This window comes from Pseudomonas veronii, assembly GCF_001439695.1.
Lineage (GTDB): Bacteria > Pseudomonadota > Gammaproteobacteria > Pseudomonadales > Pseudomonadaceae > Aquipseudomonas > Aquipseudomonas veronii.
Map to the genome: position 1 here is coordinate 92,850 of NZ_JYLL01000007.1, position 24,750 is coordinate 117,599.

The window sequence follows — 24,750 nt, forward strand, 5'->3', positions numbered from 1 at the left end:
TCGATGACTGACCTGCTGACTCCCATCCAAGCCGCACTCGATCTACCGCGCACCCCGCTGACCTCGACCGGGGCCGGCGCCTTGCCGTCGATCTTCGCCGTGAGCGACCTGGCCTGCGCCAGCATCGGCGCCGCCGGCCAGGCGGTTGCCCAACTCATCCTGCAACAGACCGGGCGCTTGCCCAGCGTGAGCGTGGACCGACGCCTCGCGTCTTTCTGGTTCTCTTCTTCGATCCGCCCCACAGGCTGGCAAGTACCGCCACTGTGGGACCCGGTAGCCGGCGACTATGCCAGCGCCGACGGCTGGATTCGCTTGCACACCAACGCGCCGCATCACCGTGCGGCTGCCGAGCGGGTGCTGGGCCACGTCGCTGACCGTGCCGGGATGGCGAGCAAGGTCGTCGCGTGGAACGCTGCCGAGCTGGAGCAGGCGATTGTCGATGCCGGCGGTTGTGCCGCGCAGATGCGGTCGTGGCAGGCCTGGCAGCAACATCCCCAAGGCTTGGCGGTGAATGCCGAGCACCTGGTTCAGCGCCAAACTTTTGAACCCGCCGCCAACAGGCCCTGGCGCGGCTCGGCGGCCCGCCCGCTGGCCGGCCTCAAAGTGCTGGACCTGACCCGCGTGCTGGCCGGCCCCGTGGCCAGTCGTTTTCTCGCCGGGCTGGGCGCGGACGTGCTGCGCATCGACTCGCCGACCTGGAACGAGCCGGGCGTGGTGCCGGAAATGACCCTGGGCAAACGCTGTGCGCGCCTGGACCTGAAAACCGCCGCAGACCGCCAGGTTTTCGAAGGGTTGCTCAAAGACACCGATATCCTGTTCCACGGTTACCGCGCCGATGCCCTCGAGCAATTGGGCTACACCGCCCACGCATTGCAACAGCTCGCCCCCGGCCTGATCGACGTGAGCCTCAACGCCTATGGCTGGAGCGGCCCGTGGCGCAATCGCCGGGGCTTCGACAGCCTGGTGCAGATGAGCTGCGGCATCGCCGACGCGGGCATGGCCTGGAAACACACGGATAAACCTGTGCCGCTGCCGTTGCAGGCGCTGGATCACGCCACCGGCTACTTGATGGCGGCCAGCGCGATCCAGGCCCTGCGCGAGCGCTTGGCGTCCGGCCGTGGCGGCTCGGCGCGGTTGTCGTTGGCGCGCACGGCAAAATGCTTGATGGAGGCCGGGCCGGTTCCGGAGCAACCGGCATTGCGGGCCGAAGCCCTCGAAGACCAGGGGCTGGTGGTGGAGCAAACCGCCTGGGGACCGGCGCACCGATTGCTCGCGCCGCTGACCATCAGCGGCACACCGTTGCAGTGGGATTTGCCGGCAGGGGAATTGGGGTCGCACCGGCCTCGCTGGTGACCTGAGACCGCCATCGCGGGCGTGCCCGCGATGAGGCCCACACGATCAAGCCACCCTGCTCATAACGACAACACTCCGCTATACAGCCCATACGCCGCCAACCCCGCGCCCGCAATCACACAGGCGAAAATGCCTTTTTCCACATGGGTAAACAACGGCAGGCCCTGCTCGCGCTTGGCCAGGGCAAACAGCACCACGCCCGGCGCATACAGCAACGCCGACAGCAGCAAGTACTTCAGGCCCCCGGCGTACAGCAGCCACACCGCGTAGCCCAATGCAATCAAGCCCACCAGCAGATCTTTCAGACGCTGGCGCTGGGCGCCTTCGTAGGTTTCCCCGCGCCCGCTCAACAACACCGCGTAGGCCGCCGACCACAGGTAAGGCACCAGGATCATGGATGAAGCCAGGTAAATCAGGGTGGTGTAGGTGCTTTCGGAAAACAGCGTGATCACCAGGAATATCTGGATCATCACATTGGTCAGCCACAGCGCATTGACCGGCACCTGATTGGCGTTTTCCTTTTTCAGGAAGGCCGGCATGGTCTTGTCATGGGCCGTGGCGTAGAGAATTTCCGCGCAGAGCAGCGCCCACGACAACAACGCGCCCAGCAGCGATACCGCCAAACCGATGCTGATCAGCAGCGCGCCCCAGGGACCGACGATGTGCTCCAGCACGCCGGCCAGGGACGGGTTCTGCAATTGCGCCAGTTCCGCCTGGCTCATGATCCCCAGGGACAGCAGGTTCACCAGCACCAGCAACGCCAGCACACCGAGAAACCCGATCACCGTGGCCCGGCCCACGTCCGAGCGTTTCTGCGCCCGCGCCGAGTACACGCTGGCGCCCTCGATGCCGATGAACACGAACACCGTGACCAGCATCATGTTGCGCACCTGATTCATCACACTGCCGAAATGCGGCTTGCCCAGGCCCCATATGTCGGCGGTGAAGACATCGGCCTTGAACGCCACGCCGGCGATGACCACGAACATCAGCAGCGGCACGAGCTTGGCCACGGTGGTGATCTGGTTGATGAACGCCGCCTCCTTGATCCCGCGCATCACCAGAAAATGCACGGCCCACAGCAACACCGAGGCGCAGCCGATGGCCACAGGCGTATTGCCCTCACCGAATACCGGAAAAAAATAGCCGAGGGTGCTGAACAGCAACACGAAGTAACCGACGTTGCCCATCCACGCACTGATCCAGTAACCCCAGGCGGACGAGAAGCCCATGTAGTCGCCGAAACCGGCCTTGGCGTAGGCATACACCCCGGAATCCAGCTCGGGTTTGCGGTTGGCCAGGGTCTGGAACACAAATGCCAGGGTCAGCATGCCCACGGCGGTGATCGCCCAGCCGATCAATACCGCGCCGACTTCCGCGCGCGCGGCCATGTTTTGTGGCAGGGAAAAAATCCCGCCGCCGATCATGGAGCCCACCACCAGGGCGATCAAGGCGCTGAGTCGAAGCTTTTCAGACGATTGCGACATGAATTCTCCAGAATTAAAAGAACCACCGTGTACTCAACTAATTTACGCAGGCGCGTTAGCGTTTATCAGATATCGCGAATAAAACGCAGGCTCTAATAACCCAAAGGCATGTCAAAAAACAGAGTTTAGTCAAATTTATAAATTAAATAAGTATTGAACTTTAAGGATTTGAGTGTCTTGCCAAGCCGGCCCGGAAAAAGTTTGCACATTCACCAAAAGGGGCTAGCTTGAAACGTCCCTGCAATCAGGAAACCTTAATAATAAAAAAGCGCATAGAGGCTCTACGACGAGCGTCTTGGCGGCACTATCGCGCGCACGGCATTTTCACTCTAAGTCATTAATTCACAATGGAATGTGCCAATGATGTGATCTGAGTCAGCTGTTTGATTAGCGCACGGAATTATTCTGTGGTCTCTCTTCTCCTGCATTGGAGTCATACAATGTCTGAATCTGCCGGAAAACTTCGACTTGGCGCACTGGTTGCACTTGTCGTGGGTTCAATGATTGGCGGCGGGATCTTCTCTCTGCCGCAAAACATGGCGGCCAGCGCCGATGTCGGCGCCGTCCTGATTGGCTGGGTGATTACGGCTGTAGGCATGTTGACCCTGGCGTTTGTGTTCCAGACCCTGGCCAACCGCAAACCCGATCTCGACGGCGGCGTATATGCCTACGCCAAGGCCGGCTTCGGCGACTACATGGGCTTCTCGTCCGCCTGGGGTTACTGGATCAGCGCCTGGCTGGGCAACGTCGGCTACTTCGTGCTCTTGTTCAGCACCCTCGGCTACTTCTTCCCGATCTTTGGCGAGGGCAACACCCCGGCCGCGGTGATTGGCGCTTCGGTGCTGCTGTGGGCCGTGCATTTCCTGGTATTGCGCGGGATCAAGGAAGCGGCGTTCATCAACCTGGTGACCACCGTCGCCAAGGTCGTGCCGCTGGTGCTGTTCGTGCTGATCGCTGTATTCGCGTTCAAGCTGGACATCTTCACCGCTGACATCTGGGGCCTGAAAAACCCGGACCTGGGCAGCGTGATGAACCAAGTGCGCAACATGATGCTGGTCACCGTGTGGGTGTTCATCGGCATCGAAGGCGCAAGCATCTTCTCGGCGCGGGCCGAAAAACGCAGCGACGTGGGCAAGGCCACTGTGATCGGCTTTATCACCGTGCTGCTGTTCCTGATGCTGGTCAACGTGCTGTCCCTGGGCATCATGACCCAACCGGAACTGGCCAAGCTGCAGAACCCGTCGATGGCGGCCGTGCTGGAGCACGTCGTAGGCCACTGGGGCGCCGTGTTGATCAGCGTCGGCCTGGTCATCTCGCTGCTCGGCGCGCTGCTGTCGTGGGTGTTGCTGTGTGCGGAGATCATGTTCGCCGCCGCCAAGGACCACACCATGCCGGAGTTCCTGCGCCGCGAGAACGCCAACCACGTGCCGGCCAATGCCCTGTGGCTGACCAACGCACTGGTCCAGGTGTTCCTGGTGATTACCCTGTTTTCCGCCAGCACGTACCTGTCGCTGATCTACCTCGCCACCTCGATGATCCTGGTGCCTTACCTGTGGTCGGCAGCTTATGCGCTGCTGCTGGCGGTACGTGGCGAGACCTACGAAAACGCCCCGGCCGAGCGCAGAAAGGACCTGATCATCGGCGCGATCGCGCTGATCTACGCGGTCTGGCTGCTCTACGCCGGCGGTACCAAATACCTGCTGCTCTCCGCCCTGCTCTATGCCCCTGGCGCGATCCTGTTCGCCAAGGCCAAGCATGAACTGGGCAAACCGATTTTCACCAACGTCGAGAAGCTGATTTTCGCTGCGGTGGTCGTTGGCGCCCTGGTGGCTGCCTATGGCCTCTACGCCGGCTTCCTGACTATGTAATTGTTGCTCACTGGAGGATCTGTAATGACCACGGAAAAAGTGAAGTACGGCGTACATTCCGAAGCCGGCAAACTGCGTAAAGTCATGGTGTGCTCCCCAGGTTTGGCCCACCAGCGGCTGACCCCCAACAACTGCGACGAACTGCTGTTCGATGATGTGCTGTGGGTGGCCCAGGCCAAGCGCGACCATTTCGACTTTGTCACCAAGATGCGCGAACGGGACATCGATGTGCTGGAAATGCACAACCTGTTGACCGATATCGTCGCCATCCCCGAAGCCCTGGACTGGATTCTGGAACGCAAGATCACCGCCAACCAGGTCGGCCTCGGCCTGATCAATGAAGTCGGCTCGTGGCTGCGCAGCCTGGAGCCGCGCAAAATCGCCGAGTTCCTGATCGGTGGCGTGTCGGCCGATGACCTGCCGGACAGCTTCGGTGGCAAGACCATCGAGATGTTCCGCGATTTCCTCGGCCACTCCAGCTTCATCCTGCCGCCGCTGCCGAACACCCAGTTCACCCGCGACACCACCTGCTGGATCTTTGGCGGCGTGACGCTGAACCCGATGTACTGGCCGGCGCGACGCCAGGAAACCCTGCTGGCCAGCGCCATCTACAAATTCCACCCCGAGTTCACCAACGCCGACTTCCAGATCTGGTACGGCGACCCGGACCAGGACCATGGCAACGCCACCCTCGAAGGCGGCGACGTCATGCCGCTCGGCAACGGCGTGGTGTTGATCGGCATGGGCGAGCGTTCGTCGCGCCAGGCCATCGGCCAACTGGCGCTGAACCTGTTCAAGCACAAAGCCGTCGAGCGCGTCATCGTCGCCGGCCTGCCGAAATCCCGCGCGGCGATGCACTTGGATACCGTGTTCAGCTTCTGCGACCGCGACCTGGTCACCATCTTCCCCGAAGTGGTCAGCCAGATCGTCGCCTTCAGCCTGCGCCCGGACGACAGCAAGCCCGGTGGCATCGATGTGCGCCGTGAAGACGCAAGCTTCCTCGACGTGGTCGCCACCGCCCTCAAGCTCAAAACCCTGCGCGTGGTCGAAACCGGCGGCAACAGCTTCGCCGCCGAGCGCGAGCAGTGGGACGACGGCAACAACGTCGTGGCCCTGGAGCCTGGCGTGGTGATCGGCTACGACCGCAACACCTACACCAACACCCTGCTGCGCAAGTCCGGCGTGGAAGTCATCACCATCAGTGCCGGTGAACTCGGTCGTGGCCGTGGCGGCGGCCACTGCATGACCTGTCCGATCATCCGCGACCCTATCGACTATTAATTTCCAGGCCTTGGCCGCCGCCCACAAGGCGTCGGCCAAGGGGATAACCTGAACACAAGGAGATCCACCATGGCTTTCAACATGCGCAACCGCAGCCTGCTGTCGCTGATGCACCACACCAATCGCGAGCTGCACTACCTGCTGGACCTGTCCCGCGACCTCAAACGCGCCAAATACACCGGCACCGAGCGCGCGCACCTCAAGGGCAAGAACATCGCGCTGATCTTCGAAAAAACCTCGACCCGCACCCGCTGCGCCTTCGAAGTCGCGGCCCACGACCAGGGTGCCCACGTCACCTACATCGACCCGGTGTCGTCGCAGATCGGCCACAAAGAAAGCATGAAAGACACCGCCCGCGTCCTCGGTCGGATGTTCGATGCCATTGAATACCGTGGCTTCGAGCAGGAAATCGTCGAAGAACTGGCCAAGTTCGCCGGTGTGCCGGTGTTCAACGGCCTGACCGCCGAATTCCACCCGACCCAAATGATCGCCGACACCCTGACCATGCGCGAACACAGCGACAAGCCGCTGCATGACATCAGCTACGCCTACCTGGGCGACGCACGCTACAACATGGGCAACTCGCTGCTGATGATCGGCGCCAAGCTGGGCATGGACGTGCGTATCGGCGCGCCGAAAGCCCTGTGGCCCCACGAAGACTTCATCAAACAGTGCCAGGCCTTTGCCGAAGAAAGCGGCGCGCGCATCACCATCACCGAAGACCCTCTTGAAGCGGTGAAGGGCGTGGACTTCATCCACACCGATATTTGGGTGTCCATGGGTGAGCCGGTGGAAGCGTGGGACGAGCGTATCGAGCAACTGCTGCCGTACCAGGTCAACGCCAAGATGATGAAAGCCTCGGGCAACCCCCGGGTGAAGTTCATGCACTGCCTGCCGGCGTTCCATAACAGCGAAACCAAGGTCGGCAAGGACATCGCCACGCGTTATCCGAACCTGGCCAATGGCGTGGAAGTGACCGAAGAGGTGTTTGAATCCCCGGCCAACATTGCCTTTGAACAGGCGGAAAACCGCATGCATACCATCAAGGCGATCCTGGTGTCGGCGTTGGCGGATATCTGATTTCGACACAACGTCTACTGTAGGAACACGGTCAAAATGTGGGAGGGGCGGTGCGACGATTCGACTTGCCCCCGATAGCGGTGTATCAGTCGACACAAGTATTGAATGTTAGCCCGCCATCGGGAGCACGCTCCCTCCCACACTTAGTCCTGTGTTCACACGCTGAACTCTAGAAGGATTGCATTATGCGTATCGTCGTTGCACTGGGCGGTAACGCCCTGCTCCGCCGTGGTGAACCCATGACAGCGGACAACCAACGCGCCAATATCCGAATCGCTACCGAACAGATTGCCAAGATCCATTCCGGCAACGAGCTGGTGATCGCCCACGGCAATGGCCCGCAAGTCGGCCTGCTGTCGTTGCAGGCAGCGGCCTACACCAGCGTCTCGCCGTACCCGCTGGACGTGCTCGGTGCCGAAACCGAAGGCATGATCGGTTACATCATCGAACAGGAACTGGGCAACCTGCTGGACTTCGAAGTCCCGTTTGCCACCCTGCTCACCCAGGTTGAAGTGGACGCCAACGACCCGGCCTTCAAAAAACCCAGCAAACCGATCGGCCCGGTGTACTCCCAGGCCGAAGCCGAGAAACTCGCCGCGGAGAAAGGCTGGACCATTGCCCCGGATGGCGATAAATACCGCCGCGTGGTGGCCAGCCCGCGGCCGAAACGCATCTTTGAAATTCGCCCGATCCAATGGCTGCTGGAGAAAGGCAGCATCGTGATCTGCGCCGGCGGTGGCGGTATCCCGACGATGTATGGCGAAGACGGCAAACTGCGCGGCATTGAAGCGGTCATCGACAAAGACCTGTGCTCATCGCTGCTGGCTTCGCAACTGGAAGCCGATTTGCTGGTGATCGCCACCGACGTCAACGCGGCGTTCATCGACTACGGCAAACCCACCCAGAAGGCTATCAGCCAGGCCCACCCGGACGACATGGAAAAACTCGGTTTCGCCGCCGGCTCCATGGGGCCCAAAGTCCAAGCGGCCTGCGAGTTCGCCCGCCAGACTGGCAAAACCGCGGTGATCGGTTCACTCTCGGACATCGAAGCCATCGTCCAGGGCACCGCCGGCACCCGTGTCAGCACAGCGACCCCTGGCATCCGTTATCTGTGAAGTTGAGGAGAAATGCCTATGGCTACCTTTGAACCCGGGCACTTGCACATCGAACGTCACGCGCTGAACAAAGACGACTACAGCTACAACCTGTGCATCGACTATGAAATCAGCCAGCATCCCAAGGAAGGCCAGGGGATGCTGTTCACGCTGCATGGGTCGGTGCAGGGCAAGGACCTCAAGGAAGAATTCTTCCTGCCCAAGGACCAGGCCTTCGACTTTGCCCGGCACGCGATGAATATCGCGCAGAAGTACGGGATGCCGAAGATCGCGACACTCAATGGCGAGATGCACAAGCAGTACGACTCGATGTTCGAAGATGTGCGGCATCAGTTGAATGTGAAGCCCGGCGACCCCGTCAAACCCGAACACCTCGCATAACTCGGTCCAAATGTGGGAGGGGCAAGTCGAATCGTCGCACCGCCCCTCCCCCATTTTTGATCTCCCCCCCTGTCTGGCATACTTGCCGCCTCTCGCTCCCCAGAATTGTCAGCCGCCCCATGCGTATCCACGTCAGCTTCATCGACCGCGTCGGCATTACCCAGGAAGTCCTGGCCTTGCTCGGTGGGCGCAATCTCAACCTGGACGCGGTCGAGATGGTGCCGCCCAACGTCTACATCGACGCGCCGACCCTGAGCGCCGAAGTCCTCGAAGAGCTGCGGGACGCGCTGTTCAGCGTCAACGGCGTGCAGGCAGTGACCGTGGTGGACATCCTCCCCGGCCAACGCCGCCACCTGCAACTCGACGCCCTGCTGGCGGCCATGACCGACCCGGTGCTCGCCCTGGACAGCGCGGGCAAGATCCTGCTGGCCAACCCGGCGTTGATTGCCTTGTACGGTCGCGAACCGGCCGGCGAAAGCATCAGCGAACTGTTCAACGATCCGGCCTTGCTCGACACCTTGCTGGAGCAAGGCTTTCGCTTGCCTCTGCGCGAGATCAGCGTCAACGGCCAGACCCTGCTGCTGGAGGCGACGCCGATCACCGATGCCGGTGCCCTGCTCAGCCTCTACCAGCCCAACCGCATCGGCGAACAATTATCGGCGCTGCACCACGACCATGCCGAAGGTTTCGATGCGCTGCTCGGCGAGTCGCCGGCGATCCGCACCCTCAAGGCGCGCGCGCAGCGTGTCGCGGTACTCGATGCGCCGCTGTTGATCCAGGGCGAGACAGGCACCGGCAAAGAGCTGGTGGCGCGGGCTTGCCACGCCATCAGCGCACGCTGCAGTGCGCCGTTCCTGGCGCTGAACTGCGCGGCGCTGCCGGAAAACCTCGCCGAAAGCGAACTGTTCGGCTACGCCCCCGGCGCCTTTACCGGGGCCCAGCGCGGCGGTAAGCCGGGGCTGATGGAACTGGCCAACCAGGGCACGGTGTTCCTCGATGAGATCGGCGAAATGTCGCCGTACCTGCAGGCCAAGCTGCTGCGCTTTCTCAACGACGGCAGCTTTCGCCGGGTAGGCGGCGACCGCGAAGTGAAGGTGAACGTGCGTATCCTCAGCGCCACCCACCGCGACCTGGAGAAGATGGTCGCCGAGGGCACCTTTCGCGAAGACCTGTTCTATCGCCTCAACGTCCTCAATGTCGAAGTGCCGCCCCTGCGCGAGCGCGGCCAGGACATCTTGCTGCTGGCGCGCTACTTCATGCAGCAGGCCTGCGCGCAGATCCAGCGCCCGGTCTGCCGCCTGGCCCCCGGCACTTACCCGGCCTTGCTCGGCAACCGCTGGCCGGGCAACGTGCGGCAGTTGCAGAACGTGATCTTCCGCGCCGCCGCCATCTGCGAAAGCAGCCTGGTGGACATCGGCGACCTGGACATCGCCGGCACCTCGGTCGCACGTCAGAGCGACAGCGAAATCACCAGCCTGGAACAGGCCGTGGAAGACTTCGAACGCAGCCTGCTGGAGAAGCTCTACGCCAGCTACCCCTCGACCCGCCAGTTGGCAAGCCGCCTGCAAACCTCCCACACCGCTATCGCCCATCGCCTGCGCAAATACGGCATCCCCAACAAACCCTGAGCAGCGCGCTGTCCACTGTAGGAGCGAGCTTGCTCGCGAAAAACCCGAGCGCACCGCGTTCATCCAGGCTTCCCACATCATCGTTGACGATCTTCGCGAGCAAGCTCGCGCCTACAGGGCTCGCATTCCAAATTGGGTCTGAGAACGACATCAACTGTACTGAAAGCGCTACAGCGTAACGATATCGCTACAACCCTGCTTTTTGCGCGCCATGCAAGGCTTTGATCCACATAGGCTTTTTTTCCAGCGCCGAACTGTAGCGAAATCGCTACAGCCTCAGCCGGCAACGCATTCGTCATTTTTATCAAGTCATTGATTTATAAACACTTAATGACATTGGCCGCGATATTGCTAAGCAACTCCCCATTATTCCAATCCCGTCCACCAGACGAATCTGGCCCCGAGGAGTTTCCATGAGCGAGTTGCGTTTCACTGAAGATCACGAATGGCTGCGCGCCGAAGCTGACGGCAGCGTCACCGTGGGTATCACCGCATTCGCGCAAAATGCGCTGGGTGATGTGGTTTTCGTGCAACTGCCAGAGTTGCAGGCTTACGAAAAAGGCGCCGAGGCGTCCACCGTCGAGTCAGTCAAAGCCGCCAGCGGCGTGTACATGCCCCTGGACGGTGAAGTGCTCGAAGTGAACGCCGAGCTGGAGGGCCGCCCGGAACTGGTCAACGAAGACCCGATGGGCGAAGGCTGGTTCTTCCGCTTTAAACCCGCCGATGCCGACGCAGTGACTACGCTGTTGGATCAGGATGCGTATGACCGCCTGATCAAAGCCACCGCCGAAGCCTGAGGAGCGCGCCATGACGATCAACTTGAGCACCGCCAACGAATTCATCGCCCGCCACATCGGCCCGCGCCAGGAAGATGAGCAGCAGATGCTCGCCAGCCTGGGCTTCGACTCCCTGGAAGCCCTGAGCGCCAGTGTGATCCCGGAAAGCATCAAGGGCACTAGCGTGCTCGGCCTGGAAGATGGCTTGAGCGAAGCCGAGGCCCTGGCCAGGATCAAAGCCATCGCCAGCCAGAACCAACTGTTCAAGACCTACATCGGCCAGGGCTACTACAACTGCCACACGCCGTCGCCGATCCTGCGCAACCTCCTCGAAAACCCGGCCTGGTACACCGCCTACACCCCGTACCAACCGGAAATTTCCCAGGGCCGCCTGGAAGCGCTGCTGAATTTCCAGACCCTGATCAGCGACCTCACCGGCCTGCCGATCGCCAACGCCTCGCTGCTCGACGAAGCCACCGCTGCCGCCGAAGCCATGACCTTCTGCAAGCGCCTGAGCAAGAACAAGGCCAGTAATGCCTTCTTCGCCTCGATCCACAGCCACCCGCAAACCCTCGACGTGCTGCGCACCCGTGCCGAGCCGCTGGGCATCGACGTGGTGGTGGGCGATGAACGCGAACTGAGCGATGTCAGCCCGTTCTTCGGCGCCCTGCTGCAATACCCGGCCAGCAACGGCGACGTGTTCGACTATCGCGAGCTGACCGAACGCTTCCACGCCGCCAACGCCCTGGTGGCCGTGGCCGCCGACCTGCTGGCCCTGACCGTGCTGACCCCGCCGGGTGAGTTCGGCGCCGACGTGGCCATCGGCAGCGCGCAACGCTTCGGCGTCCCGCTGGGCTTCGGCGGCCCGCACGCGGCGTACTTCTCCACCAGGGATGCGTTCAAGCGCGACATGCCGGGCCGCCTGGTCGGTGTTTCGGTCGACCGCTTCGGCAAGCCGGCCTTGCGCCTGGCCATGCAGACCCGCGAGCAACATATCCGCCGCGAGAAAGCCACCAGCAACATCTGCACCGCCCAGGTCCTGCTCGCCAACATCGCCAGCATGTACGCCGTGTACCACGGCCCCAAAGGCCTGACCCAGATCGCCCAGCGCATTCACCAGTTGACCGCGATCCTGGCCAACGGCCTGCGCGCCCTGGGCCTGAAAGTCGAGCAAGAACACTTCTTCGACACGCTGACCCTCAACACCGGCGCCCGCACCGCCGCCCTGCACGACCAGGCCCGCGCCCAGCGCATCAACCTGCGTGTGGTCGACGCCGAACGTCTGGGCCTGTCGGTCGACGAAACCACCACCCAGGCCGATATCGAAACCTTGTGGGCACTGTTTGCCGACGGTAAAGCTCTGCCGGACTTCGCCGCCAAGGTCGAAGGCAGCCTGCCGGCCGCGCTGCTGCGTCAGTCGCCGATCCTGACCCATCCGGTGTTCAACCGTTATCACTCGGAAACCGAGCTGATGCGCTACCTGCGCAAGCTGGCCGACAAGGACCTGGCGCTGGACCGCACCATGATCCCGCTGGGCTCCTGCACCATGAAGCTCAACGCCGCCAGCGAAATGATCCCGGTGACCTGGGCCGAATTCGGTGCCCTGCACCCATTCGCCCCGGCCGAACAAAGCGCCGGCTACCTGCAATTGACCTCCGACCTGGAAGCCATGCTCTGCGCGGCCACCGGCTACGACGCCATCTCGCTGCAACCGAACGCCGGTTCCCAGGGCGAATACGCGGGCCTGTTGGCGATTCGCGCCTATCACCAGAGCCGTGGCGATCAGCACCGCGATATCTGCCTGATCCCGTCGTCGGCCCACGGCACCAACCCCGCCACCGCCCACATGGCCGGCATGCGCGTGGTGGTGACCGCTTGCGACGCGCGCGGCAACGTCGACATCGAAGACCTGCGCGCCAAAGCCATCGAGCACCGCGACCACCTCGCCGCGCTGATGATCACCTACCCGTCGACCCACGGCGTGTTCGAAGAAGGTATCCGCGAAATCTGCGGGATCATTCACGACAACGGCGGCCAGGTGTACATCGACGGCGCCAACATGAACGCCATGGTCGGCCTGTGCGCGCCGGGCAAGTTCGGCGGCGACGTCTCGCACCTGAACCTGCACAAGACCTTCTGCATCCCCCACGGCGGCGGCGGCCCGGGCGTTGGCCCGATCGGCGTCAAATCCCACCTGGCCCCATTCCTGCCCGGCCACGCGGCCATGGCACGCAAGGAAGGCGCGGTGTGCGCGGCGCCGTTCGGCAGCGCGAGCATCCTGCCGATCACCTGGATGTACATCAGCATGATGGGCGGCGCGGGCCTCAAGCGCGCTTCGCAGCTGGCGATCCTGAACGCCAACTACATTTCCCGTCGCCTGGAAGAGCACTACCCAGTGCTCTACACCGGCAGCAACGGCCTGGTGGCGCATGAATGCATCCTGGACTTGCGCCCGTTGAAAGACAGCAGCGGCATCAGCGTGGATGACGTGGCCAAGCGCCTGATCGACTTCGGCTTCCACGCGCCGACCATGTCGTTCCCGGTGGCCGGCACCTTGATGATCGAGCCGACCGAAAGCGAATCCAGGGAAGAACTGGACCGCTTCTGCGACGCGATGATCGCCATCCGCGAAGAAATCCGCACGGTGGAAAACGGCACCTTGGACAAGGACGACAACCCGCTGAAAAACGCCCCGCACACCGCGGCGGAACTGGTGGGCGAATGGAGCCACCCTTACAGCCGTGAACAAGCGGTGTACCCGCTGGCGTCGTTGATCGACGGCAAGTACTGGCCGCCGGTCGGCCGGGTCGACAACGTGTTCGGCGATCGCAACCTCGTGTGCGCCTGCCCTTCGATCGAGAGCTACGCATAACCTGGTCAAGAATGTGGGAGGGGGCTTGCTCCCGATGGCAGAGTGTCAGTTGATAGATCTGGTGACTGACACCCCCTCATCGGGGGCAAGTCGAATCGTCGCACCGCCCCTCCCGCACTTGACCGCGTATGACCTCAAGAATAATAAGAACCTGGAGAACAACTCATGTCGTTAAGCGTGTTCGACCTGTTCAAGATTGGCATCGGCCCCTCCAGCTCCCACACCGTCGGCCCGATGCGCGCCGCCGCGCGCTTTGTCGAGGGCTTGCGCCGTGACGACCTGCTGAGCGCCACCACCTGCGTCAAGGTGGAACTCTACGGCTCACTCGGCGCCACCGGCAAAGGCCACGGCAGCGACAAGGCCGTGTTGCTCGGCCTGGAAGGCGAACACCCGGACACCGTGAACACAGAAACCGTCGCCACGCGCCTGGCACAGATGCGCAGCGCCGGCCGTTTGAACCTGCTCGGCGAACACAGCATTGCGTTCAACGAGAAAGAACACCTGGCGATGATTCGCAAACCCCTCGCCTATCACCCCAACGGCATGATCTTCCGTGCCTTCGACGCCGCCGGCATCCAGATCCGCAGCCGCGAGTACTACTCGGTGGGCGGTGGCTTTGTGGTAGATGAAGACGCTGCCGGCGCCGACCGGATCGTCGAAGACGCCACGCCGCTGACCTTCCCGTTCAAGAGCGCCAAGGACTTGCTCGGTCATTGCGCCACCTACGGGCTGTCCATCAGCCAGGTGATGCTGACCAATGAAAGTGCCTGGCGCCCCGAAGCCGAAACCCGCAACGGCCTGCTGAAGATCTGGCAGGTGATGCAGGACTGTGTGGACGCTGGCTGTCGCAATGAAGGGATCTTGCCGGGAGGCTTGAAGGTCAAGCGTCGTGCCGCCGCCCTGCATCGCCAGCTGTGCAAGAACCCGGAGTCGGCCCTGCGCGACCCGTTGTCGGTACTCGATTGGGTCAACCTGTACGCGCTGGCGGTCAACGAAGAAAACGCCAACGGCGGGCGTGTGGTCACCGCGCCCACCAACGGTGCGGCCGGGATTGTGCCGGCGGTGCTGCATTACTACATGCGCTTTATCCCCGGCGCGAGTGAAGACGGCGTAGTGCGCTTTCTGCTCACCGCCGCCGCGATCGGGATTCTGTACAAGGAAAACGCGTCGATCTCCGGTGCCGAGGTTGGCTGCCAGGGTGAAGTCGGCGTGGCCTGCTCGATGGCCGCCGGTGCGCTGTGCGAAGTGTTGGGCGGCAGCGTGTCCCAGGTCGAAAACGCCGCCGAGATCGGCATGGAACACAACCTCGGCCTGACGTGCGACCCGATCGGCGGCCTGGTGCAAGTGCCCTGCATCGAGCGCAATGCCATGGGCTCGGTCAAAGCCATCAACGCAGTGCGTATGGCCTTGCGCGGCGATGGGCAGCATTTTGTGTCCCTCGACAAGGTCATCCGCACCATGCGCCAGACCGGCGCCGACATGAAAAGCAAATACAAGGAAACCGCCCGTGGCGGTTTGGCGGTCAACATTATCGAGTGCTGACGCTTAGAAGCGCGTCCGCACGTTTTTCAGGAGCTGAATATGTCCACCGAAACCCTGTTGAAAACCCCGTTGCACGCGCTGCACATCGAACTCGGCGCGCGCATGGTGCCCTTCGCCGGCTACGACATGCCGGTGCAATACCCATTGGGCGTGATGAAAGAACACCTGCACACCCGTGATCAGGCCGGGCTGTTCGACGTGTCTCACATGGGCCAGATCCGCCTGACCGGCGCCAATGCCGCCAAGGCCCTGGAAACCCTGGTGCCGGTGGATATCATCGACCTGCCCGTAGGCATGCAGCGCTATGCCATGTTCACCAACGAACAAGGCGGTATTCTCGACGACCTGATGGTGGCCAACCTGGGGAACGACGAGCTGTTCCTGGTGGTCAACGCGGCCTGCAAGGACCAGGACCTGGCGCACCTGCGCGCCAGGATTGGCGACCAGTGCAGCATCGAGCCGCTGTTCGAAGAACGCGCCCTGCTCGCCCTGCAAGGCCCGGCAGCGGTAAAAGTGCTGGCACGCCTGGCCCCTGAAGTGACCAAGATGACCTTCATGCAATTCACGTCCCTGCGCCTGCTGGGCGTGGACTGCTACGTCAGCCGCTCCGGCTACACCGGTGAAGACGGCTTTGAAATCTCGGTGCCCGCCGCCCACGCCGAAAGCCTGGCCCGCAGCCTGCTGGCCGAGACCGAAGTCCAGGCCATCGGCCTGGGCGCCCGCGACTCGCTACGCCTGGAAGCCGGCCTGTGCCTGTATGGCCACGACATGAACACCGACACCACCCCGATCGAAGCCAGCCTGCTCTGGGCGATCTCCAAGGCCCGTCGCGCCGACGGCGCTCGTGCCGGTGGCTTTCCCGGCGCCGACCGGATCTTTACCCAGCAGCAAGCCGGTGTGAGCCGCAAACGTGTCGGCCTGCTGACTCAGGAGCGCACACCCGTGCGTGAAGGTGCGGAAATCGTCGACGAACACGGCACCGTGGTCGGCAGCGTCTGCAGCGGCGGCTTTGGCCCGAGCCTCGGCGGCCCGTTGGCGATGGCCTACCTGGACAGCGCGTTCACTGCGTTGGATACCGAAGTTTCTGCACTGGTGCGTGGGAAAAAGGTGCCACTTCGTGTAAGTAAAATGCCATTTGTGCCGCAACGGTACTACCGTGGCTGATTGATTGTTTCTATAAGTAACGCGGTTGCGTTAACGCGCACTAATCTGTAACGCAACCGCCATAAAACAGTGCATTGACGATAGTCATTGTTATAGGGGTCAACCTATAACAAGTGACCATTTCTATCGAATAAGTCGTCCGCCCATTGTTCCCCCAAGTGCCACAAAGCCGAGCAAAAGCTGGGCTTTGCGCAGGGCTTGTTTTTTCTCCATTAGTTGACGTAGAGTTTGCTCACTGTGTTTGCATGGGTCGCTTGGAACCTGGACCTGGGCAGTAGCCAAAGTTTGCTACAACCCGTTCGACGTCTCTTACTTTCCTGCAACCCAGCCCAGTACTCTTTCATGCGAAAGGGGCTGTCATTCATTTTTAGCGTCAAGGAAATAAGAAAATGTCGGATAAACGTCAGAGCGGTACCGTCAAGTGGTTTAACGACGAGAAAGGGTTTGGTTTTATCACTCCAGAAAGCGGTCCGGATCTGTTCGTGCATTTCCGCGCTATTCAGGGCAACGGCTTCAAGAGCCTGAAAGAAGGCCAGAAAGTGTCTTTCGTCGCCGTGCAAGGCCAGAAAGGCATGCAGGCTGACGAAGTGATCGCCGAAGGCTGATCCCTCCTGCGACAAAAAGCCCCTGATGGTGACATCAGGGGCTTTTTTATGGGCGCGGTAAGGGCATTGCGCCGTAAAATGCTTTTTTTCTTCAGAGAGCCGGCCATGTCCAAACCCCTGCTGAGCCCCCAAGGCGACTTCCCCGCCGTTGGCCTGGGCCGTCGTCTGGCAGCGATGTTCTATGACTTCCTCCTCTGCACGGCGCTACTGATTGTCACGGCCTTTCTCTACAAGCTGGTGTGGATCGCATTCGTGGGCGAAGCCAAAATGCGTACTCTCACCGAATCCGGCGCGCTGGACGGCGACCCGCTGCTGTCGACGATTCTGTTCTTCGTGCTGTTTGGCTTCTTCGCCAAGTTCTGGACCCATTCCGGGCAGACCCTGGGCATGCAGGTGTGGGGCGTGCGCGTACAGAACGCCGACGGCTCGCGGATCAGCCTGTGGCAGGCGCTGTTGCGCTTTGTGGTGTCGATTGCATCGTGGTTGTGCGTGGGGCTGGGGTTTATCTGGTCACTGTTCGACAAGCAGAAACGCAGCTGGCACGACATTTATTCTGACACGCAGTTGGTGCAGGTTCCGAAGCGGAAAAAATAACGCCCTGCTGGTGCGGATCAACATGTGGGAGGGGGCTTGCTCCCGATAGCGGTAAATCAGTCGATGTATCTGGTGACTGACACTACGCTATCGGGGGCAAGCCCCCTCCCACATGTTCGACCGGGTCAGGCGTTGCCGGCCAGCTTCAGGCGCGCAGCCTGGGTGAAGTCCAACATGCGCTTGAGCGGGCGCACCGCCTGCGGGATCACCGAAGGCTCGACGAAGATCTCGTTGCTGCCCTCACGCAGGCACTGCAGCGTGCGCTCCAGCGTATTCATCGCCATCCACGGGCAGTGCGCGCAACTGCGGCACGCCGCGCCGTTGCCGGCGGTAGGCGCTTCGACGAAGACCTTGTCCGGGCACAGCTGCTGCATCTTGTAGAAAATGCCGCGGTCGGTGGCGACAATGAACGTTTTGTTCGGTAAACGCTGAGCGGCGGCAATCAGTTGGCTGGTGGAACCCACTGCATCCGCCAGTTCGATCACCGAGGTCGGGGATTCCGGGTGGACCAGGATCGCCGCGTCCGGGTACAGCGCCTTCATGTCTTCCAGCTGCTTGGACTTGAACTCTTCGTGGACGATGCACGCACCGTCCCACAGCAGCATGTCGGCACCGGTCTGGCGCTGAATGTAAGTACCCAGGTGCTTGTCCGGCCCCCAGATAATGGTCTCGCCGTTGTCCATCAGGCTTTCGACGATTTCCAGCGCGCAACTGGAAGTCACCACCCAGTCCGCCCGCGCCTTGACCGCCGCCGAGGTGTTGGCATACACCACCACCGTGCGCTCGGGGTGTTGATCGCAGAACGCGGAAAACTCCTCCACCGGACAGCCCAGGTCGAGGGAGCACGTAGCTTCCAGGGTCGGCATCAGGATGCGTTTTTCGGGGGTGAGGATTTTGGCAGTCTCGCCCATGAAACGCACACCGGCGACCAGTACGGTCTTGGCCGGGTGAGCAGCGCCGAAGCGTGCCATTTCAAGGGAGTCGGAGACACAGCCGCCGGTTTCTTCGGCCAGGGCCTGAATCACCGGGTCGCAATAGAAGTGGGCGACCAGCACCGCGTCCTGAGCTTTGAGCTCGGCGGCGATGGCGGTACGCAGGCTAGCCTCTTCCTCGGCACTGAGGGCCTTGGGCTGCTTGGCGTCGAGGTGGGCTTGAACCAGAAGGCGTTCGGAAATTTGCGTCATGTTCGCAAGACCTGCAGGCGCCGTTGCGCGAAAGTCGAGTGTACCACCGGCTCTGGAGCCCTTCAGGCGCCGCCGGACGAAGTGATGATGTCATCAAGCACGGGTTAAGGTGAAGCTGCGCAAGGCTACAGAATATCGAATGGATTCAAAAGCCTAATCTGGCATGGCGCGACGCATCTGTCGGGCAAAAAAAACGCGAAGGCGCATCACTGGGGCTTCGCGCGTTGACCCTCAGCGCATCAGCACATCCGGATCATCCTGCAACAGGACTGAGTCATGCATCTTCGCCAATGCATCCTTCAACGTCGACTGCTCCAGCGCATCCTTGGATTTTTTGCTTTCCCTGCCCGCGTGTTCGAGCAGCGCCAGGTAGTCACGCTTGGATGAGCCTTCCTTCGGCACCACGGTGTCTTCTACCAGGTTGGCCATCACATACTTCTGCGTGTGGGTATTCTGGGAAGCCGACTGTGTGACGGAAGCACGGGTCAGTTGGCTGTCTTTATAGGCAAAGCTCGCGGTGCTGCTGGCCCTGTCCTGTACGTGCACATACAGGTAATTCTGCGATTCGCGACTGCCATCAAACACCGGCGGTTTCCCACCATCAAGGCCTTTGTGGAAGCTCGCCGAAAGCACCGATTGCTGGTTCTGGGTGACGCTGCGATCCGCGCTGCTGCGACCATTAACCTGGGTTTTTTGCGACACATTGTAAGAAAAGCTGTCGACCTCTGAAGGGCGCATCGGGTTGGAGCTGTCTACGGCCTGCTTGATGGAAGCCTTGAAGTCCGCCAGACCGGTCAGCAAGCCTTTATCGCTCCCGGCCCGGTCGGCCGTGGTGTTGAGCACCGACTGTGAAATGTCCGCGCCGCCGCCTTTGGCGAACTGCGCCACCAATGCTGCCCCCAAGCCGCTGTAGCGACTGGCCGTGGAGGTCGAGTTAAAGCGGGTGTTGATGATCTTGCTGACTGCGTCCTGGCTGCTATTTTCCCAGGCCCGCACACTTTCCCGACCCGGCATCTGCCCGTCTCGGGAGTAGATATCAACGACATCGGCAGCCGGATTACCGAGGCTGACCACCGACGCAGGTCGCACCGGCAAGACATCGACAGTGTTCGCCGAAATGGCGAGCGGTGTGGCTACAGCGCGAACAATGAGGGGATTGCTAGCGATGATCGGAGTTAGCGTAGTCATGACAGTCCATGTCTTGAAAGCTTAGCCTCCAATCTAGCCAAGATACGCCGCGTATTGACAACATTAAAGCCGAAATAAGTGGCAAAGAGCCACATCAAAAAAACCGCCTCTTTGCCGCATCGCGCAGACTCAGGAGCTGTAAGTCAACGCCACACATACCGCGCGATCGCTCGTAGGAATATGTACAAAACGTGCCGGCATTATCCAATGCCTTCCCACAGCAAAAGCAGTGCAGTGCGTAAGGAAGTCGCTGGTGGGGGGAGGTATCTTAATGACATGATGAAGGCCATTTAACCCGCTCGGCCAAACTCAAATGAATAGCACCGTCGGGATGGGCTCTGAGGTCAGCGAACTGGCCACCTCCGGCCTGAGCCAAAACGAAGCGTTCACCGAGCGCGTACTGGCCAGCATCAACGATTGCATCCAAGTACTCGATCTCGATGCCCGCCTCACGTTCATGAGCGAAGGCGGCCAAAAAATCATGGAGGTCAGTGACTTCAACACCATCCGTGGCTGCTCCTGGCCCGATTTCTGGCAGGATCAAGGCAACCTAGACGCCAAGGCCGCCGTACAGGCCGCCAGAAACGGCGAGAGCGCCAGCTTTATCGGCCCGGCCCAGACCCTGGCCGGTAACCTGAAGTGGTGGCATGTACAGGTGAGCCCGATCCTGGGCAGTAACGGCCGGCCGGAACAGATCCTCTGCGTATCCCGCGACATCACGGCCCTGCGTGAAGCCGAAGAAGCACTGCGCAAGCTCAACGAGTCCCTGGAACAACGGGTGGTGGAACGCACCCGCGACCGCGACCGCATCTGGCGCCTGTCCCCGGACCTGATGCTGGTGGCCCAACTCGACGGCGTGATCTCCGCCGTCAACCCAGCCTGGACTCGCATGCTCGGCCACGCCGAACACGACTTGGTGGGCAGCCAGTTGCTGGCCCTGGTTCACCCGGACGACTTGGCCGACTCCGCATCGGCAGTCAGCCGCCTGGGAGACGGCAAGAACTTCCCCAACTTCAAGAACCGTTACCGCCACCAGGATGGCAGCTATCGCATGATCGCCTGGACCGCCGTACCCGACAGCGATTACATCCATGCGGTGGGCAGGGATATCCAGGCCGAAGAAGAAGCCAAGGACGCCCTGCGCCTGTCGGAAGATGCCTTGCGCCAATCCCAGAAACTGGAAACCATTGGCCAACTCACCGGCGGCGTCGCACACGACTTCAATAACCTGCTGACGGTAATCAAATCCTGCGCCGACCTGCTCAAGACCCCATCCCTGAGTGAAGTGCGGCGCATCAAATACATCGATGCCATCGCCAGCACCGTCGACCGCGCCGCCCGCCTGACCGCGCAACTGCTGACCTTCGCCCGACGCCAGGCCCTGCGCCCGGAAGTATTCAATGTCGGCGACAGCGTGTTGCGGGTGGGCGAGATGATGGACAGCCTGACTGGCTCGCGGATCAAGGTCACCATCGAAGTGCCGGATGAGCCCTGCTTTATAAACGCCGATGAAAGCCAGTTCGATACCGCACTGGTGAACATGGTGGTTAATGCGCGGGATGCCATGGCCGGCAATGGCCACTTGACCATCCAGGTCACGACAGCCGCCTGGCTGCCGTCGGTGCGCGCCCACCCGGGGCGGGTCGCCGACTACGTGACCATCGCATTGAGCGACACCGGATCAGGCATTGCGCCGGAAAAACTCGACGCCATCTTCGAACCCTTCTACACCACCAAAGGCATCGGCCAAGGCACCGGGCTGGGCTTGTCGCAAGTGTTCGGCTTTGCCAAACAGTCAGGCGGGGAGATTCTGGTGCAGAGCGAACGCGGCAAAGGCAGCCAGTTTATGTTGTACCTGCCCAAGGTCGAGGCCAGCACGATCCCGACCGCCCAGGACAACCATCGCGTACCGATCATCTCGAACTTGTGCGTGCTGATGGTCGAGGACAATGCTGACGTTGGCCTCTACACCTCGCAGACCCTGGAACAGATGGGCTTTCACGTGTTATGGGTGCCGGACGCCAAGAGCGCACTGGAAGCCCTGGCCCCCAACCCGGAAAGTTTCCAGGTGGTGTTCTCCGACATCTCCATGCCCGGCATGAGCGGCCTGGAACTGCTCGACGCGATCGAGGCGCTCTATCCATGGCTGCCGGTGGTGCTCACCACCGGCTACAACGACGAATACGCGCGCATTGCCCAAGAAGAAGCCAAGCGTTTTGTACTGCTGCAGAAACCCTATGCCACCGAGACGCTGGCCTTGCTCCTGCAAAAGGTCGTCAAGGGCCGTCTGGGCGGCTTGATGGGGGTGGAGTAGGTCGACGCGACCCCAGCTCAGTCGTGAATAGTCGGCATACGCATGGCGCCACACCAAGATCAGTGCATCGCCGCCCTGGTGCCGCGGGTAGCCGCCGGAGCATACAAGCTGCTCACCCACGTCAAGCGCCCGGAGTCTGAAGATACCCAATGGCTCCAGCCTTGCACCCGACCGGGCATCGGGCTCGGTCATGGACTGATATGGCCTGGAACCTGGCGGGAACAGGAAGCCTTCCGGCGTCTGCAACAGGCAACCTAACTAAAGGACCTTTAAAGGTAAGGGGCAGCTGACCCAGTTTGCCAAACTGAGCCCGGCGCAAAAATCGATGATGCTTTCAGCACGAAAAGAGAGCGGCAAACTCACCGAGGGCGGGGTCCTCTCCAAAGCATGGAAATGCTGTTTCGAGCAGTGCCACCAAGTCAATACCTCGCGCAGACCATGACAGCGCCAGAAGAGAAAAAAAACAACACTTCGACATCATGCAGGCAACAGGCTGCAGCGAACTCGACGCAGCCATTGAGGTCGCCACGACACTGGATCGATATTGCAGCATCGAACTGCACATCATCATATTCCCCGAACAAACTACGACCTAGGAGCGCCAGGTATCAAAACACTGAATACCTTGATCCAGAGCCTGATTGAAAGCCTGACCCAATGGCTTCAACAACCTGGGAAAGATGCCATTCAGACTCTTGAAGTTTATGCCCCCGTACTGATCTAGCCGTTGCAACGGGTCTTGGTACACGCGGTGGATCGCTGTGGCATCCAGTATCAACTTGGTGTAGTGCTCAGCGATTGCCTTAGACAATATCCACAGTCTGCGGGTGCAGAAAATACAATATTGGAAGTCTTGCGCAAATACTCACTACGATCTCTGATAGTCCGCCGAGGCGGCGGCGTGACCCGATCTCATAAACGCTGAGTAATTTCGGAAGATCTTTTGGCAGGCACATTCATGGCCGGCTTTCCGTTAATCCAGGACTAGGTGCAAGCTTCACCACACACTGTATCCGAACGATGCTCAGTTACTTCAGACCATCTCCATGCCACCTTATATCAAAAACAGCTAACCACAATATAACCCATGACAATACACATTAAAAAACTGTCAGACCTGACAGTTACCAGCAGAAAAAATACAGCTATAAATTCTCATGCAGATACATTCACACAATTACTTCTATCTAACGGTATTAAGGAGAGAAACATGGAAACCTGGCAAGACTATGTAGAGCATCTGACGAGTTTTGGCAAAGTAACCCAAGCAGCAATAGTCGGGCTTGACGGAACAATATGGGCCCAGTCACCCGAATTAAATATTTCCAGCGACGAAATCTCGCAAATCCTGGCAGGATTTAAAGATGACAGTATTTTATTAGCGGCTGGAATACATATTAACGGAGTAAAATATATGTACCGACGACCATACGAAAACCAAATACAATTTAAGTACCAGGAGACGGGCGTTCATATCGCAAAAACTACGACATGTATAATTATTGGCACCTATATCGCCGGCATGGAGCCTATACATACACAAGTGGAAATTTCAAGAACTCAAGAGCTTCTGCTAGAAGCCGGATATTGATTTAATACACATTAAATCGCAAGAAAATAGTATGCCTATTATTTCATTAACCCCAAGGCCAGATATGATGTGAACCACTTTTAAAATTTACATCATCTTTGGCCTTTTTAAGCAACCCCTTCAAGCAGTCCACCCGCCCTCCTATACCTAAACTCATTTCAAGTACGATGCCACGACCGACAGCCGCCCCTCCCAACCTTAGTAAAATCCAGCGCTGTTTCCCCCACTGGCAAGCGCCTTCCAAGCGATCTTGCTCAGCCCCCGCAAGGTGTCACAAACGCCTGGAGCTTGCTATCGAGAAGAGGCCCTCTGTCGTTGACGGCGAGCCGGACGTGGCTAAAACGGTTGGGCTGATCAACCGAGCATGGAGCCTGTCACCAACCTGTCTGGAGTACAAGGTCGTAGGCGTCTGCTACTGGCTGCTCTGCACGCCTTTCGGTTGCAAGGTCAAAACCTGCATACAAACTGCTCACCCACGTCGTGCGCCTAGGGTCCGAAAGATACTCAATGGCTCCGGCCTTGCACCCGACCGGGCATTGGGCTCGGTCATGGACTGATATGGTCTGGAACCTGGTGGGAAGACCTAAGATTACCGCTGCCATCCATTGATGAAAGCGCCGAGTCATCGATGATGCTCACGCTGATGATTGGTCTGGTCGGCATGAAGTGCAACAACTGCGCTGAAGAGCGTTACCTGCCAAAGTACTTGACCATTCGATCACGGCCG

General features: G+C 60.5%; 17 protein-coding genes and 2 pseudogenes. 16 read left to right on the top strand and 3 right to left on the bottom strand.

What is annotated here, in order from left to right:
* Positions 1-3: 3 nt before the first annotated feature.
* Positions 4-1,353, top strand: a complete 1,350-nt coding sequence (locus TU80_RS11640; protein ID WP_057004522.1) for a CoA transferase — start codon at positions 4-6, stop codon at positions 1,351-1,353.
* Positions 1,354-1,412: 59 nt separating this feature from the next.
* Here TU80_RS11640 and arcD (TU80_RS11645) read toward each other — a convergent pair whose 3' ends face one another.
* Positions 1,413-2,840: an arginine-ornithine antiporter gene (gene arcD / locus TU80_RS11645; protein ID WP_046382266.1), complete on the bottom strand. Its 1,428-nt coding sequence runs from the start codon at positions 2,838-2,840 to the stop codon at positions 1,413-1,415.
* Positions 2,841-3,280: 440 nt separating this feature from the next.
* Here arcD (TU80_RS11645) and arcD (TU80_RS11650) point away from each other — a divergent pair, with 440 nt between their 5' ends.
* The 12 genes from arcD (TU80_RS11650) (at position 3,281) to TU80_RS11705 (ending at position 17,746) form a co-directional block, all read left to right on the top strand.
* Positions 3,281-4,708 (top strand): arginine-ornithine antiporter, encoded by a 1,428-nt coding sequence (gene arcD / locus TU80_RS11650; protein ID WP_026140052.1) that lies wholly within the window; start codon positions 3,281-3,283, stop codon positions 4,706-4,708.
* A gap of 24 nt (positions 4,709-4,732) precedes the next feature.
* Complete coding sequence (arcA, locus tag TU80_RS11655; RefSeq protein ID WP_017847148.1) at positions 4,733-5,989, top strand: arginine deiminase; 1,257 nt, start codon at positions 4,733-4,735, stop codon at positions 5,987-5,989.
* A gap of 69 nt (positions 5,990-6,058) precedes the next feature.
* Positions 6,059-7,069 (top strand): ornithine carbamoyltransferase, encoded by a 1,011-nt coding sequence (locus TU80_RS11660; RefSeq protein WP_017847147.1) that lies wholly within the window; start codon positions 6,059-6,061, stop codon positions 7,067-7,069.
* A 185-nt stretch (positions 7,070-7,254) separates the two neighbouring features.
* Entirely contained in the window at positions 7,255-8,184 is a 930-nt protein-coding gene (gene arcC, locus TU80_RS11665; protein WP_017847146.1) for a carbamate kinase, read from the top strand.
* Between the two features lie 18 nt (positions 8,185-8,202).
* A complete protein-coding gene (locus TU80_RS11670) occupies positions 8,203-8,565 on the top strand; it encodes a DUF5064 family protein (RefSeq protein ID WP_046382264.1) in 363 nt (120 codons plus the stop codon).
* A 119-nt stretch (positions 8,566-8,684) separates the two neighbouring features.
* The gene (locus TU80_RS11675) at positions 8,685-10,193 is read left to right on the top strand and encodes a sigma-54-dependent transcriptional regulator (protein WP_017847144.1); all 1,509 of its coding nucleotides are present in this window, start codon (positions 8,685-8,687) and stop codon (positions 10,191-10,193) included.
* Between the two features lie 413 nt (positions 10,194-10,606).
* Positions 10,607-10,990, top strand: a complete 384-nt coding sequence (gcvH, locus tag TU80_RS11680) for a glycine cleavage system protein GcvH (RefSeq protein ID WP_046490087.1) — start codon at positions 10,607-10,609, stop codon at positions 10,988-10,990.
* Positions 10,991-11,000: 10 nt separating this feature from the next.
* Positions 11,001-13,841, top strand: coding sequence for an aminomethyl-transferring glycine dehydrogenase (gcvP, locus tag TU80_RS11685; protein WP_057004523.1), 2,841 nt, complete (start codon positions 11,001-11,003; stop codon positions 13,839-13,841).
* A gap of 165 nt (positions 13,842-14,006) precedes the next feature.
* A complete protein-coding gene (locus TU80_RS11690) occupies positions 14,007-15,383 on the top strand; it encodes an L-serine ammonia-lyase (protein WP_057004524.1) in 1,377 nt (458 codons plus the stop codon).
* Positions 15,384-15,422: 39 nt separating this feature from the next.
* Positions 15,423-16,547 carry a glycine cleavage system aminomethyltransferase GcvT gene (gcvT, locus tag TU80_RS11695; protein ID WP_017847140.1) on the top strand — a complete coding sequence of 375 codons (1,125 nt, stop codon included), beginning with the start codon at positions 15,423-15,425 and terminating at the stop codon, positions 16,545-16,547.
* Positions 16,548-16,936: 389 nt separating this feature from the next.
* Positions 16,937-17,152 (top strand): cold-shock protein, encoded by a 216-nt coding sequence (locus TU80_RS11700; RefSeq protein WP_017847139.1) that lies wholly within the window; start codon positions 16,937-16,939, stop codon positions 17,150-17,152.
* Between the two features lie 105 nt (positions 17,153-17,257).
* A complete protein-coding gene (locus TU80_RS11705) occupies positions 17,258-17,746 on the top strand; it encodes an RDD family protein (RefSeq protein WP_017847138.1) in 489 nt (162 codons plus the stop codon).
* 125 nt (positions 17,747-17,871) lie between these two features.
* On the opposite strand, the gene nadA is transcribed toward TU80_RS11705, so the two are convergent.
* Complete coding sequence (gene nadA, locus TU80_RS11710) at positions 17,872-18,930, bottom strand: quinolinate synthase NadA (RefSeq protein ID WP_017847137.1); 1,059 nt, start codon at positions 18,928-18,930, stop codon at positions 17,872-17,874.
* Between the two features lie 231 nt (positions 18,931-19,161).
* Positions 19,162-19,743: pseudogene (locus TU80_RS11715) on the bottom strand (lactate dehydrogenase); the annotation flags it as partial.
* A gap of 688 nt (positions 19,744-20,431) precedes the next feature.
* Between TU80_RS11715 and TU80_RS11720 the strand changes: the two are divergent.
* The 3 genes and pseudogenes from TU80_RS11720 to TU80_RS11730 all read left to right on the top strand — a co-directional run bounded on the left by TU80_RS11720 (position 20,432) and on the right by TU80_RS11730 (position 24,023).
* A complete protein-coding gene (locus tag TU80_RS11720) occupies positions 20,432-22,432 on the top strand; it encodes a hybrid sensor histidine kinase/response regulator (RefSeq protein ID WP_232565959.1) in 2,001 nt (666 codons plus the stop codon).
* 301 nt (positions 22,433-22,733) lie between these two features.
* Positions 22,734-23,028, top strand: a pseudogene (locus TU80_RS33410) (conjugative transfer ATPase); the annotation flags it as partial.
* A gap of 614 nt (positions 23,029-23,642) precedes the next feature.
* Positions 23,643-24,023, top strand: coding sequence for a profilin (locus tag TU80_RS11730; protein ID WP_057004526.1), 381 nt, complete (start codon positions 23,643-23,645; stop codon positions 24,021-24,023).
* Positions 24,024-24,750 lie beyond the last annotated feature (727 nt).